Raw genomic sequence first — 14,146 nt, forward strand, 5'->3', positions numbered from 1 at the left:
CCGCCAATAAACAGTTGGCAACCGCTGCTAGCCGCGCGCTCGGCAGCGGCATCGCCGTGGTTCAGAGCAGAACCTACCTGTTCAATGGTCATGGCATCGGTGACCGCAAAATTACGAGTACTTGGGGCAATGCGGGCATCAACCACGTTTGTTAAACCAGGCGCCACATCAGACACAGTGCCAAGGTTTACCACCTCCAGCCTTGCGCCCAGTGATTTGGCCAGAACACTGATCGCCGCGCCGCCGTTGGCAAAGTTGGCAATCATCTGTGCCGTGACCGCCTGGGGGTAGGCGGAGATGCCTTCCTCGCAGATGCCGTGATCTCCCACAAAAACGCTGATCTGAATGTGATCAAGCGTTGGCTCGTCCGTGCCCTGGAGTCCGGCAAGCTGAATGGCAACCGTTTCCAATCGGCCCAAAGAGCCCGTGGGCTTCGTCAGCCCACTTTGCCGCTGGGCGGCCCGTTCAAAAAAAAGTGCCTCGGGTTGGCGGGGAGGGTGAGTCCAACTGCAGGGAAAAGACATTGTGCATACCTTAAGACATCGAAATAGTATGAGGCGGGATCATACTCCGACTGGGCGCAATGAGGTAGGCTTGCCGCTTAACCTTCAGACTGTCCCGGAAACCTCTGTGTCGCTATTCGCTCCTTTCTTCGTGTGTGTGCTGGCTCTTGTCCTTGATCATAGGCTGGGAGAACCAGGCCGCCTGCATCCTGTTGTCGGGTTCGGACGATGGGTCACTATGGTTGAGAAGAGACTCAATACCGCCCCTGACGAGGCCCGTCGAAGCCTGTTGGGGGGCGCGTTGGCGATGCTTCTGCTGACGCTGCCGTTTGTTTGCCTCGCAATCTGGGTGTCTGTGGCTCTCGATGGATGGCTGCTGATACTGGCACAGGCTATCGCGCTCTGGCTGGCCCTGTCGCTTCATGGGCTGGCAGAACATGGCCGGGCCGTGGTGGAACCGTTACACACAGGTGACATTGAGAGAGCCCGTGAACAGGTCAGCCGTATTGTAAGCCGGCAGGCCAGTGCGCTTGATGAGAGAGGCGTAGCCGCGGCGGCAACCGAGTCCATGTTGGAGAACGGCGCCGATGCGGTGTTTGCCAGCCTGTTCTGGTTCCTGGTTGCCGGTATTCCAGGCTTGGTGATGCACCGGATGGTCAATACTCTGGATGCCATGTGGGGGTATCGCACTCCACGGTTTCTGTATTTTGGTCGGGCGGCAGCACGGCTGGATGACGTGATGGGTTGGGTCCCGGCCCGGCTGACGGCGCTTACCTACACGCTCTTGGGCGATCGCAAACTGGCCTGGTGGTGTTGGCGAAACCAGGCGCCATTGTGGGACAGCCCCAATGCCGGCCCGGTTATGGCTGCGGGTGCAGGCGCCTTGGATGTTCGGCTTGGCGGGCCGTCGCCTTATCCGGATGGCATAAAACAACGTCCGGTGCTGGGGGGCGCCCGGGATGCAAGCCCGGCAAGTGTGGAGTCTGCTATCAGATTGGTGCAGCACGGTGTCGGGCTTTGGCTTGGCGTCTGGTTGGCGGTGACAACGCTCGTCTTTGTTGGGGTGTGTGGGTAATGCGGCTGGAACACGGTGGGCGTTTGAACGAAGCGGTTGAGCGCTGGAGTATTCCTCGCGCTCAATGGCTTGATCTGTCTACGGGTATAAACCCGGTGGGCTGGCCGGTTCCTCTTGTGCCGGCGGAGATATGGCAAAGGCTGCCCGAAGCCGACGACGGGCTCGAAGATATTATTCGCGAGTGGGCGGGCGCGGCAGCACTGGCGGCCTGTGTTCCGGTGCCCGGCAGCCAGGCGGCGATTATGGCGCTGCCGGGGTTGCGCTCGCCCTGCCGTGTGGGTGTGCCCGTGCCCGGCTATCGTGAACATGGGCAATGCTGGCGCAATGCAGGTCACGAGGTTGTCCCTGTAAGCCATGAGCAGATCCGGTGTGGCGATTCCGGCTACGATGATCGTTGGCTTGACCGGTTGGATGTACTTGTCTGGATCAACCCCAATAACCCCACCGGAGAAATCGTTCCGCCCGCCACGTTGATGCGTTGGCATGAGCGGCTGCGAAGACGCGGTGGCTGGTTGGTTGTTGATGAAGCGTTCATGGATGCGACCCCGGCCTTCAGTGTGTGTGCTCATAGCGGGCGAAAAGGGCTGTTCGTTTTCCGCTCGCTGGGGAAGTTTTTTGGTCTCGCCGGAGCGCGGGCGGGGGCCGTATTTGCAAATGGTGCAGAGGCCGACCGTTTAAAGGCGGCCCTTGGCCCCTGGCCGCTCAGCGGGCCAGCCCGCCACGTGATGGCGCAAGCGCTGACCGATACCGCCTGGCAGCTCAACACTTGCATGAGTTTGCAGCACAGTGCTGGCAGGCTGCGGGAAACGCTGCAGGCAGCCGGGCTTACGCTGATTGGCGGCAGTGCGCTGTTCCAGACCGTTCGAGTGGACAATCCACAGGCGTTGGCGGATCACCTGGCGGCGCGCGCGGTGTTGGTCAGAGTGTTTGAGCAACCGGGAATGCTGCGGTTCGGTCTGTGTGCAGATGAGTGCCAGTGGCGGAGACTGGGAATCGCGTTAGCGGGAAAGAGCAGTGATTGGTCATTGACCAGACATTAACGCGTTGTTAGCCTTGCCCTTCGTTTTCAGGTGTTGTTCTCGCGTCATCATCGCGGCAACAGTGAAACGGGAAGCCGGTTAGAGTCCGGCACTGCCCCCGCAACGGTAAGTGGGTGATTGGCGAAGAAAGATGCCACTGTGCGCGAGCATGGGAAGGCTTATGCCGATTGGTTTTATCCCCCACAAGTCCGGAGACCGGCCTGTTAACACACCGAACGCTGCGGAGGGCAGTTGCGGTGGGTAAACACCGGTCTGTCTTACGGAATTTCCCCACCTTACTGTATTGCTCTAGCCTGGCTTGCCGCCAGAATCAGCCTCCCTTTGCAGCACCTAACAATTAGCCATGCGGGTGCGCGTGGTCTGTCTGTGAGTGCGTTTAATGAAAGCTTTTCGGCTTGTTGCCAACAGTCTGTTGGTCCCCTTTTCTTTAAGTCCTCTTTGTACCGTGGTTGCCCAGGAATCCTCTGGCAAGACCCTGGATCCGATTGTTGTTACCGCCACCCTTGGCCCGAAAACGGTGGGTGAGAGCCTGGCATCGGTGACCGTGATTGATGAAGAAGACATTCGGTCGAAAGCGCCCGCCGACTTCACGGATCTTTTGCGCGCTCAGCCGGGTATTAATGTGACCGGGAACGGTTCCTTTGGCAAAACAACGAGTGTCTATACCCGTGGTGTGAAAAACGGCGGTACTGTTTTTCTGGTTGACGGTGTAAAGATGCACTCGGCGACCGGCGGCGGCGCTTCCTGGCAATATTTCCCGACAGAGCTCGTTCAACGCGTTGAAGTTGTGCGCGGGCCTCGTAGCTCGCTTTACGGTGCAGATGCCATGGGGGGTGTGGTTCAGGCTTTCACGTTGGATCCGAAACAGGGGCAGAAAGGTTGGGTTGAGGCCGGAGCTGGTAATTTTGATAGCCAGAAGGCAAGCGCGGGTATTTCAGGCGAGGCCGGTAACACGCGCTTCAGCCTGAGCGGTTTGCATAAAGAATCCGACGGCACTGCGATTGTTGAAGACGGTGAAGACAAGGGTTTTCGCAACACAGCCGGGCTTGGTCGGGTTGTGCATGAATTTGAAAACGGGGGAGAGGCCAGCGCTATGCTGTTGCAGTCTGAAGGGAACTCGGAGTTTGAGGGGGGCGATACCGACTTCATGCTCCGCACCCTTGGCCTTGGAGTGGCGACGCCCCTGAACGAAAACTGGCGAATGGGTATTCAGTTCTCGGAATCACGGGATGAAGCCACAACGTTTCAGGGTGGCAGTGAAAGCAAATTTAACACGCGACTGCAGCAAGCCAGATGGGAAAACACCTTCTCCTACAGCGTTCACGAGCTCGTTGTGGGCGCGGAACTGCAGCAGGACGAGGTCAGCAGCACTCAGGACTTCAGCGAAACCAGCAGAACGAACACCGCCGTATTCAGCCAGCTACGCCTTAATTTTGGCCCTGTTGACGCGCAATTAAGCCTGCGCAGCGATGACAACGAAGCCTACGGCACCCAGGAAACTGGCGGGCTGGCATTGGGTTACAAATTTGATCGCTCTCATCGCGTGCGTGCCAGTTACGGCACTGCCTTCCGGGCACCAACGTTCAATGATCTCTATTTCCCGTTTACCGATTTTGGCGGCGGTTTTGCCTTTTCGGGGAACCCGGATCTAAAACCAGAGACATCAGAAAACTATGAGCTGGGAGCCAGTGGAAATTATCAGGCCTGGTTCTGGGATCTTGCGGTTTATCAGATGGATATTGATAGCCTGATCAGCCTCGGGGTAGTAGGTGGTGTAACCACCAGCGTGAACGTCGATAACGCACGCATTCGCGGTACTGAATTCTCAGCCGGCTATGACTCCCATGGCTGGCGTACCGCCATAGCGTTGAGCTACATGGACCCGGAAGACAGGAAAACCGGTAACCAGCTAAGACGCCGCACACGGCAGACCGCTCGTATTGATCTGGATAAAACCGTGAGTAACTTCGTGTTTGGGGGTTCTGTGATTGCAGAAGGTGATCGCTACGATGATGCTGCGAACACCAATCGACTGCCGGGCTTTGCCACTCTGGATCTGCGCGCAGGCTGGAATTTTGCGCCTGACTGGAGCACCCGCTTGACCCTGGCTAACGTGCTTGACAAAGAGTACTCAACCGCCCGGAGATCCGCTACCCAGAACTACATTGCCGCAGGTCGCACGGGCATGCTTACCGTGCGTTATGACTTCCGTTAAATGCGAGTACGATAACGAGAGTGGAATGATGGCTCACTGGTCGGTCAAGGCGCTGCTCTGCACATTTTTGCTTCTGCCTGCGATGGTGTCGGCAGACGTGTGTGCGGAAGATGATCAGGGCAAGCAGGTGTGTTTGTCCGAGCCGGCCAGGCGAATAGCAACCTTATCGCCTGGAGCGACCGAGCTCACGTTTGCGGCGGGTGCCGGCGACAGGGTAGTCGCCGTGGTTAACCACAGCGATTACCCTCCGGCCGCGCTCAAGCTGCCTCTGGTTGGCACTCACACTCGCATAGACATGGAGGCCTTGCTGGCACTCAAACCGGATCTGGTGATCACCTGGGTAACGGGTAACCCTCCGGCGCAGGTCGAGCTCCTGCAAGAACTTGGTCTGCCCATGTTTTCCATAGAGCCCCGAACATTCGAGGCGGTTTCCCGCGCTATTGAGCGGATTTCCATTCTGGCAGGAACGAAACCGGTGGGATTTGCGGAAGCTGAGCGCTTCCGGACAGGTATGAAAGCGATCGCTGCCCAGTACCGGGATGTTGAACCGATACCGGTGTTTTATCAGGTCTGGGAACAGCCCCTGATGACCATTAATGACGAACATTTGATTGGCAAAGTCCTTAAGCTGTGCGGCGGTGTCAATGTGTTTGGTGATATGCCACGCATGGTGCCAAGAATCAGTGCAGAAGTCGTTCTGGAGGCCAACCCTGACGTTATCCTTACAGGAAGTGTCGACGGTGAAAGCGACGATCAGCTCGATCGCTGGAGAGACTATTCCGGGCTGAGCGCGGTTGAAAAAGATAACCTGTTTTTTGTGCCGGCATCACCGATTTCGCGACCGACCCCCAGGCTGCTTGAAGCGACCAGGCTAATCTGTGAAAAGCTGGACACTGCACGTGAACGCTAACGCTCAGGGCGTCAGCGTGGTGGTCGGTAGACGATGATACGTTCGCTGCTCTGCCTTGGCGTCCTGTCTCTGGTCGCGGTGGTGCTGGCCATGGCTTTAGGCAGCGTAACGATCCCGCTGCCTGACCTCTGGCAGGTCGTTCTGGGCGAAGGCAGCGCTTTGCATCGTACCCTTCTGATCGATTTGCGCTTGCCGCGCACTCTTGCGGCGTTTGCCACCGGTGGTTTGCTGGCGGTCGCGGGGGCCCTTATGCAGGTGCTTCTGCGCAACCCGCTCGCTGATCCTTACGTGCTGGGATTATCCGGCGGTGCTGCCGTTGGGGCGCTGCTGGCCATGCTGGCCGGAATGGGGACTCTGCTGATATCGGGTTCCGCGTTTGCGGGTGCAATGCTGGCCACCGTACTGGTGTTTGGTCTGGCGCACGGCACCGGCAGTTGGACGCCTTCACGGCTGCTGCTGACAGGGGTGGTTGTTGCGGCCGGTTGGGGCGCGGTTATTACCCTCATGCTGGCCTTAACGCCCTCCTATAAACTCCCCGGCATGCTTTACTGGCTGATGGGCGATGTCTCTTATGCGCGCTCGCCCTGGCCGGCACTCATCGTTCTGATTATATCCGTTGGGTTGATCCTGCCCCTTGCCCGTAATCTTAATGTCCTTGCGCGAGGACCTATGCAGGCGGCGGCGCTGGGCGTATCGGTGCGGCCACTGGAATGGACAATTTACGTTCTCGCCAGCCTGCTGACGGCCACCGCCGTGACCACCGCGGGCAGTATCGGATTTGTCGGCCTGATTGTGCCCCATATGCTCAGGCTGGTATTGGGCAACGATCAGCGCATTATCCTGCCGGCGAGCGCCCTCGCAGGTGGCACCTTGCTGGTTTTGGCGGATACGCTTGCACGCACGGTGATTGCTCCAGAACAGCTACCTGTCGGGGTGATCACTGCGCTGCTGGGCGTGCCCACCTTCCTTTACTTGTTGCATCGGAGCCGCTGATGAGCACGCTGCGCACCCACGATCTGATCATAAACGTGCCGGGCCGGCCCGATGGTTTTTCCCTGAATCTGAACATTGAACCTGGCCAGATCTGGGGCGTGCTTGGCCCCAACGGTGCCGGTAAAACCACCTTGATGCACACGCTGGCCGGCTTGCTGCCCGCCCGCAGTGGCCAGATAGTGCTGAATGACATCCTCTTGAAGGAACAGAAGCGTAGGCATATTGCCCGGCAACTGGGCCTTGTGTTCCAGGAGCGTCAGGACAGTTTTCCGGCCACGGTGATGGAAACCGCACTGATTGGTCGTCATCCCTGGCTATCGCCCTGGGAAAGTGAGCAAGGTGAAGACCAGGCTCGCGCTGCGCAGGCCCTAACCGCGCTGGATGTTAATCACCTGTCTGACCGCTTGCTGAACACGCTGTCGGGTGGTGAGCGCCAGCGTGTCGCCATCGCTACGTTGATGACCCAGAACCCTGATATATGGCTATTGGATGAGCCCACCAACCATCTGGACCTGCACCACCAGGTAAAGGTGATGAACCTGCTGGCGGACCAGGCAGGCACTGGCAAAACCGTTTTTCTTTGCTTGCACGATCTGAATCTGGCGGCACGCTGGTGCAGCCACGTGTTGCTGTTATACACCAGCGGTGATGCCTGCTGGGGGCCCGCGGAAACGATGCTGGAGCCTTCTGCGCTTGAGCAGTTGTATGATCAGAAACTGATCACCGTAGAGGTCGATGGCGCGTCACTTTTCGTACCCGTGCGCTCCGCGCCCAAACCCTGAAGATGGCTGGTTTATGAACGTTTCCGTACCCGCAGTGATGATTACCGCCCCCGCCTCCGGGCAGGGTAAATCCATGGTGACGGCCGCGTTGGCGCGCCTGCACCGGAACGCCGGCCGCAAGGTGCGAGTGTTCAAGCACGGCCCGGATTATCTCGATCCGATGATGCTTGAAGTGGCGTCCGGCCATCCGGTTTACCAACTGCACCCGTGGATGACCGGCGAGCACGAATGCCGCTGGCGCTTGGCAGAAGCCGCACAAGACGCCGATCTGATTCTGATTGAAGGGGCGATGGGGTTGTTCGACGGCGACCCGTCCAGCGCCGATCTTGCCAAGTTGCTGGGCATTCCCGCTTTGCCGGTGATTGACGCCGGCGGCATGGCGCAAACGTTCGGGGCTCTGGTGCTGGGCCTGGCGAGCTTCGATCCTGAACTGTCGTTGTATCAGGTTATCGCCAACAAGATCGGCAGCCCACGCCACGGCGACATGCTGAAAGAGGGGCTTCCGGAGGGCATCAGCCTGCTGGGAGCCATTCCCCGTCACGACGCCATGAGCATTCCTGATCGGCATCTGGGCCTGGTGCAGGCGTCAGAACTGAACAACCTGGACCAACAGCTTGATCAGGCGGCCGACGTGCTCAAAGCTGCGGGGCTTGAGGTGCTGCCAAAAGCGGTGAGCATCCCGGCGGCAGAGCCCGCGAACCCAGACGCTTTGCTGGCAGGCGTGCGAATTGCCATTGCCCGCGACCTGGCTTTCAGTTTTATTTACCGCGCAAACACAGAGTTGTTGGAGGCCATGGGGGCCGAGCTGCATTACTTCTCACCGTTGACCGACGCGCAGTTGCCGCCGGCCGATGCCCTCTGGCTTCCCGGCGGTTACCCGGAACTGCATGGCGGCACGTTGGCGAACAATACCGCTATGGCCGAATCAATCCGTGGGTTTTATAACGTCGGCAAGCCGATACTCGCGGAGTGCGGCGGTCTCATGGCCTGCGCCGAAGAACTGTCAGACAAGGAAGGAACTGTGCATTTGCTGTTTGGCCTGGTGCCCGGCCGCGCGGCCATGGCCAAGCGTTTGCAAGGGCTGGGCATGCACAGCCTCACAACGGAGCTGGGCGAGTTACGGGGCCACACGTTTCATCGCTCCACTCTGGATACGTCCTGGCAACCTGCCGCCTATACCCACAAACAGGCGGGCACCGGCGGCGAGGCGGTTTTCTGGCGCAGAGGGTTGGTGGCCAGCTATTTTCACGGTTACTTCCCCTCGGCTCCGACACTTGTGGCGGCCATTTTTCGCGGTAAACCGGAGCTGTTTGCCGGGCGTGAGGGTCTTCGCCAATGCGACACCTGAGTGCTTTTTTAACGGCCGTCACGATCTTGTTCGGTGCTCCCCCGCTGTTGGCGGCTACCGTTGTGGGCATTGTTTCGGAGCGTTCAGCAGCGGAAATGGCCGCTGGTGCCCATCGCTTTCTGGGCCGCAACCCTGATCATCGCGTGTTGTTGCGAACGCCCGCACAATTGGCCGTTAAGAGCGACGAACAGGTGCTCGATTTGCTGAAGAGCGCTGATGCAATGGTGCTTTCGGCGGTTTTTGGCGATCAGGTTGATCGCCTTGCCAGCCTGGTAGAAGAGGCGGAAGCAAGTCACTCAGGCGGGCCGTTGCCGATTCTGGGCATCAACAGCGACTGGCGTATTTCACGGCTGTCGCGGATCAACGGTATCCAGCCATTGGCGACGCTGGACGATGTCGGGCTAAGAGCGCTGGTTGCTGCCCCTGAGGCCGGTGTGGGTGCCAGTGAGGATCTGGCCGCCAGGCAGGCACGGTTTCCGGACCAGGCTGACTGGCTGGAGGGCCGGGCTTTTTATCAGGGCCGGACACCGAAACATATTGACGGCCTGATTCAGTGGCTGCTGGCCAAGGCCGGCCACGATATGGATTACGGCAAGCCCGAACCCCGTGCCAGTATTCGCTATTACCAGAACGGAGCGGCCAGCGCCGAGGCCTCTGCCCTGAAGCTGGTCGAGGGTCCGGTGGTGGTGATTCTTGATCTTGATAGCGGAGACCGGCCTGGAGACCGGGATTTACTCGATGATACGTGTGCCGCCCTGGAAGCCCGGAAGCTTCAGTGTTTCGCGATTCTCTCCCGGTGGGGTGGCGCCAGCCTTGAGGCACTTCGCGCTCTGGAGGAAACCATTCAACCGGCAAGGTTGGCGGGTATTGTCAGCCTTCAGGATTTCACCATCGGTGGCGGTGAGGGTCGCCGGCAGGTCACGAAACAGCTGATCCGCCTTAACGTGCCGGTGATCAAAGGCCTCAGGCTTGCGTCCCGAACGCGCAACCAGTGGCAGTTTTCCGCTGACGGTATTCCCGCCGACAAGGTGCATTACAAGCTGGCCATGCCGGAACTTCAGGGAGTCAGCCAGCCTATGGTACTGGCAACGGCAGAGCCGGAGGTGCTTGACCCGCTGACCGGCGTTGCGCTGACCTTGACCCGGCCCGTGCCCAACCGCGTTGCGGCGCTGGCTGAACGCCTGAAGCGTTGGCAGGCGCTGCAAACCAAAGACAATGCCCGCAAACGGGTGGCCATTATCTATTACAACCATCCTCCGGGGCGCCAGAATATCGGTGCTGACAACCTGGATGTTCCCGCCTCGCTCTTTGAGATGCTGACCTGGCTGAAAGCCGAGGGCTACAAAACCGGCCCCATACCGGATAGCCCGGAAGCCCTGCTTGATCTGATTCAACAGCGGGGGGTCAGCTTGCCGGATGATCCGCGGTCGTTGAAGGAAATGGCAACTAAGGTGCCGTCGATGAGCGCGCAAACCTACCGACAGTATTTCCAGTCTTTGCCAGCGGTTGTGCAGCAGGAAATGGTTAACGGGCCCACAGGGTATCTCCACGAACGCCTCGAACAAGCCCATCAGCTAGGCGAACAGGCGCTGGCCCTGGGCATATTGAACCGGGGAGTGAAGGACCTCCGAAACCTGATCGAACATATAAAACATCCTGATCGAGCAACCGCCCTGGCCCGCCTTGATCAGTACGAGGCCCTGTGGAACCAACGCCTGACCCAAGGCGGCCACAAAAGCGAACTGGATGCACAGCGAGCGTTACTGGTCGGGACCAACATTCCGGCACTCAAAGGCTGGGGTGAAGCACCGGGGCGATCAATGGTTGTGAACGATCGTCTGATTTTCCCCGGCCTGACATTCGGCAACATCTTTATCGGGCCTCAGCCGCCGAGAGGCTGGGAGGTGGATGAAGAGCTGCTGCACGCCAACACCACGTTCCCGCCTACTCACCAATACGTGGGCTTTTACCATTGGTTGAGGGACCACTATGCGGCCGACGCGCTGGTTTATGTGGGCCGGCATTCCACCCGGGAATTTCTGCCCCGGCGGCGTGCCGGCCTGACCGAAGACGATTATCCGGATTTGCTGGGCGGTGATCTGCCGCTGATCTATCCCTACATTGTGGACGGTGTTGGCGAGGGTATACAGGCCAAACGCCGGGCGCTGGGGGTCATGATCAGCCATCTGACACCGCCGCTGGCGGTTACTGAGCTGTACGATGATCTGCTTGAAATAAGGCAGCTGGTTGAGACATGGGAGTCTGCCGTCGAACCCGACAGCCCCACCCGGGAGCGCGCGCTGGAAATGCTTCGGGAAAAGATTGCCGCACTGGACATAGGCGAGGATATCGAGCATGAAATCGCCAGTGAAATGGGCCTTTCTGCTGACGAGGTGTCGGTGGATGAACTGTCGCCGGAATTGCTGGTTCACGAGGCCGGACACTATGTGACCGATATACAGGAACACTACATGCCTCTGGGTTTGCACGTGTTTGGTCGGGACTGGACGGCTGACATGCTGGACACCATGCTGACATCCATGGCGAGCGAATCCGGCACACCGGCGCCGGGCTTGAGACAGAAGCTGGCAGCGTCGCCGGCGGCAGAACGAGCGAGCTGGCTGAACGCGCTCGAGGGCAGGTTTGTGGCGCCGGGCCAGGGCAATGATCCGCTGCGAACACCGGACGTTCTGCCAACCGGCCGAAACTTCCACGCCCTGTCTGACGACCTGATCCCGACGCGAGTCGCCTGGTCGCTGGCTGAGGATCTGTTTGAAAAAGCAGAAAAAACCGGTACCCGACAACGCGACAAAAGTGATGCTTTGGTGCTCTGGGCGTCGGACACGGTTCGTGACGAGGGGGTGATGATCGCATTCGGACTCAGGCTCATGGGCATCCGGCCGGTCTGGAACAGCCGGGGTATTGTGAACGGCCTGGAACGCCTGCCGGCCGGGCCGGGCACTGACAACCCGGTTCGTCGCAATGTGCTCTTTACCACGTCCGGGCTTTTTCGGGATCTGTACGGCAGCAAGCTGGAATGGCTGGATCTGGCCTCCCGCTATGCGCTGGCGGGCGCTGCGCAAACGATCGTGAGCGATCACCCCGAGATGGCACCGGCCCTCGATCAGGCATTGTCGATAGTACCGAACGCCCTGCGCGAGCGAGGCGCGGAATCGCTTGAAACCAATGGCGTAGCCGCGCGTTGGGTTGCCGATGTGCGGGTTTTGCTGGCGGCCGGCCGGTCAGCGCGGGATGCGGGCACGCAGGCTGCCTACCGGGTGTTTGGCACAGCGCCAGGGGCATACGGCGCCGGGGTGAACAGGCTGGCTACCCGCACGGGCGCCTGGCAGGAGCGACAACAACTAAGCGATGCCTATCGCCGCCGCATGGGCCATGTTTACGGCAAAGAAAGTCTGGGTGATCCGGCGTACGAGGCATTTGATCGCCAGTTACTTTCAGTAGGGAACACCTATCTGGGCCGCTCCAGCCATTTGTACGGCCTGCTTGATAATGACGACGGTTTTGATTTCCAGGGCGGGCTCTCCAATGCCGTAGAGCACCTGCGGGGCGAACCACCGGAAAATCGGGTTTTGCAGTATGAGGACCCCGATAACCCCCGTGTGGATTCACTTCAGCGAGCGTTGCAGGTTGAGCTGCGCGCCCGCAATCTCAATCCGCAGTGGCTGGCACCGTTAATGGAGCATGGCTATGCCGGTGCCCGTACTATGGGCAGCGACTTTCTGGATAACCTGTGGGGCTGGCAAATTACCAGCCCGCAGGTGCTGCGTTCGAGCGTCTGGGACGAGATCAACGACGTGTATTTTCAGGATCGTCACGGCCTTGGCCTGAATGACTTTCTGGCCGAGGGGCACAATGTTCACGTGAAGACGCATATGCAGGCGATTGCGCTGCTGGCGGCCAAACGAGGATTCTGGGACGTGGATGTGTTCACCCTGCGATCCCTGGTACGTGATTTCGCCGGGAACATCATCGAACATGGCCTGCCCGGGAGCGGCCACACCCGCCCGAATCATCCGTTGATGGACTGGGTGGCGGATCAGTTGGACCCGCAACAGCGGGAGGCTTTCGATTCTGCCCGTAAAGGCGGCTCTTCCAGATATCCTTCCCTGCGCGGGGCGAGCCGCGATTGCCAGAAACCGGTGGAGCTTGCATCCTCATGTTGAGGCTGTGCCCGCCACCAGCCCATTCATTTGCGAACTGAAAAGGAACGATTGAATGCGTGAACGCGCCAAAGACCCCGAACGCCACGCCCGCCGGATGGCGGCCAAGCAAAAAATGATGCACGAACGCATTGCTAACGCCCAGAAAGAACAGGGTGTGTTACTGGTATTGACCGGCCCGGGCAAAGGCAAAAGCAGCTCCGGTTTTGGCATGGTTGCCCGCGCCCTCGGCCACGGTATGAAAGTCGGCATTGTGCAGTTCATCAAAGGTGCGTTCAGCACCGGCGAGGAAGCTTTTTTCCGCGACCTGCCCAATGTGGATTACCATGTAATGGGGCAAGGCTACACCTGGGATACCCAAAACCGGGAGCAGGACGTTGCCTCTGCCAATGCCGCCTGGGACATAGTCGCGGCCATGCTGCAGGACGACCGCTACGACATGATTCTGCTGGACGAGCTCAACATTGCGCTCAAGTACGACTACATTGATCTGGACCGTGTACTGGACGATCTGCAGGGCCGCCCGGAGATGCAGCACGTGGTGGTTACCGGGCGTAACGCGCCACAGGAACTGATTGATCTGGCAGACACCGTTACCGAAATGGGCGTGGTGAAGCACGCCTTCAAGGATCAGGGCATCAAGGCCCAAAAGGGCGTTGAGCTTTAAATGCCCACGCTGATGATTCAGGGCACCACCTCAGACGCCGGTAAAACCACCGTGGTTGCGGCCCTGTGCCGCTGGCTGGCGCGCCAGGGTGTGTCGGTGGCGCCGTTCAAGCCGCAGAATATGGCACTGAACAGCGCGGTTACGATCGATGGCGGTGAAATTGGCCGGTCTACCGCACTGCAGGCGCTGGCTTGCGGCCTTGAACCTCACAGCGATATGAACCCGGTGTTGTTGAAGCCACAAAGTGACTGCGGCGCCCAGGTGATTCTGCGCGGCCAGGTGCACGGCAACATGGATGCGCTGGATTATCACGCCTACAAAGCCGAGGCAATGGTGGCGGTGATGGACGCCTGGCGTGCGCTCAGCGCACGCTATGATGTGATTATCGCCGAAGGCGCGGGCAGCCCCGCTGAAATTAACCTGCGCGCCAAC

11 protein-coding genes and 1 riboswitch are annotated in these 14,146 nt (G+C 59.4%); of the genes, 10 read left to right on the plus strand and 1 reads right to left on the minus strand.

Going from position 1 to position 14,146, the window contains the following annotated elements; translation table 11 throughout:
* A partial coding sequence (locus ENI00_RS01690; protein WP_304097882.1) for a nicotinate-nucleotide--dimethylbenzimidazole phosphoribosyltransferase occupies positions 1–524 on the minus strand: 524 nt, incomplete at its 3' end.
* A gap of 130 nt (positions 525–654) precedes the next feature.
* On the opposite strand from ENI00_RS01690, the gene cbiB reads away from it, so the two are divergent.
* From cbiB to ENI00_RS01740, 10 genes are all read left to right on the plus strand, one after another.
* A complete protein-coding gene (gene cbiB, locus ENI00_RS01695; protein ID WP_304097911.1) occupies positions 655–1,578 on the plus strand; it encodes an adenosylcobinamide-phosphate synthase CbiB in 924 nt (307 codons plus the stop codon).
* Entirely contained in the window at positions 1,521–2,618 is a 1,098-nt protein-coding gene (gene cobD, locus ENI00_RS01700; protein ID WP_349740309.1) for a threonine-phosphate decarboxylase CobD, read from the plus strand. Before cbiB ends, cobD begins: the two co-directional genes overlap by 58 nt.
* A gap of 11 nt (positions 2,619–2,629) precedes the next feature.
* Positions 2,630–2,836: riboswitch (cobalamin riboswitch) on the plus strand.
* A gap of 161 nt (positions 2,837–2,997) precedes the next feature.
* On the plus strand, positions 2,998–4,833 hold the full coding sequence (locus ENI00_RS01705) for a TonB-dependent receptor domain-containing protein (RefSeq protein WP_304097886.1): 1,836 nt from the start codon (positions 2,998–3,000) through the stop codon (positions 4,831–4,833).
* A gap of 25 nt (positions 4,834–4,858) precedes the next feature.
* A complete protein-coding gene (locus ENI00_RS01710) occupies positions 4,859–5,743 on the plus strand; it encodes a cobalamin-binding protein (protein WP_304097888.1) in 885 nt (294 codons plus the stop codon).
* Between the two features lie 33 nt (positions 5,744–5,776).
* Complete coding sequence (locus tag ENI00_RS01715; RefSeq protein WP_304097891.1) at positions 5,777–6,736, plus strand: FecCD family ABC transporter permease; 960 nt, start codon at positions 5,777–5,779, stop codon at positions 6,734–6,736.
* Positions 6,736–7,518: an ABC transporter ATP-binding protein gene (locus tag ENI00_RS01720; protein WP_304097896.1), complete on the plus strand. Its 783-nt coding sequence runs from the start codon at positions 6,736–6,738 to the stop codon at positions 7,516–7,518. The genes ENI00_RS01715 and ENI00_RS01720 overlap by 1 nt, the downstream gene beginning before the upstream one ends.
* Positions 7,519–7,531: 13 nt before the next feature.
* Positions 7,532–8,866, plus strand: a complete 1,335-nt coding sequence (locus ENI00_RS01725; protein ID WP_304097898.1) for a cobyrinate a,c-diamide synthase — start codon at positions 7,532–7,534, stop codon at positions 8,864–8,866.
* Positions 8,854–13,050 (plus strand): cobaltochelatase subunit CobN, encoded by a 4,197-nt coding sequence (locus ENI00_RS01730; RefSeq protein ID WP_304097901.1) that lies wholly within the window; start codon positions 8,854–8,856, stop codon positions 13,048–13,050. Before ENI00_RS01725 ends, ENI00_RS01730 begins: the two co-directional genes overlap by 13 nt.
* A gap of 52 nt (positions 13,051–13,102) precedes the next feature.
* Positions 13,103–13,714, plus strand: coding sequence for a cob(I)yrinic acid a,c-diamide adenosyltransferase (gene cobO / locus ENI00_RS01735; RefSeq protein ID WP_304097906.1), 612 nt, complete (start codon positions 13,103–13,105; stop codon positions 13,712–13,714).
* Positions 13,715–14,146 (plus strand): AAA family ATPase (locus tag ENI00_RS01740; protein ID WP_304097908.1); only part of this gene is annotated, 432 nt, incomplete at its 3' end.

It is taken from the genome of Marinobacter antarcticus (assembly GCF_011049865.1).
Lineage (GTDB): Bacteria > Pseudomonadota > Gammaproteobacteria > Pseudomonadales > Oleiphilaceae > Marinobacter > Marinobacter antarcticus_A.

Coding starts and splice junctions, on each gene's coding strand:
- ENI00_RS01705 (WP_304097886.1), top strand. CDS start 2,998: ATGAAAGCTTTTCGGCTTGTTGCCAACAGTCTGTTGGTCCCCTTTTCT.
- ENI00_RS01725 (WP_304097898.1), top strand. CDS start 7,532: ATGAACGTTTCCGTACCCGCAGTGATGATTACCGCCCCCGCCTCCGGG.
- ENI00_RS01715 (WP_304097891.1), top strand. CDS start 5,777: ATGATACGTTCGCTGCTCTGCCTTGGCGTCCTGTCTCTGGTCGCGGTG.
- ENI00_RS01730 (WP_304097901.1), top strand. CDS start 8,854: ATGCGACACCTGAGTGCTTTTTTAACGGCCGTCACGATCTTGTTCGGT.
- ENI00_RS01710 (WP_304097888.1), top strand. CDS start 4,859: ATGATGGCTCACTGGTCGGTCAAGGCGCTGCTCTGCACATTTTTGCTT.
- ENI00_RS01720 (WP_304097896.1), top strand. CDS start 6,736: ATGAGCACGCTGCGCACCCACGATCTGATCATAAACGTGCCGGGCCGG.
- cobO (WP_304097906.1), top strand. CDS start 13,103: ATGCGTGAACGCGCCAAAGACCCCGAACGCCACGCCCGCCGGATGGCG.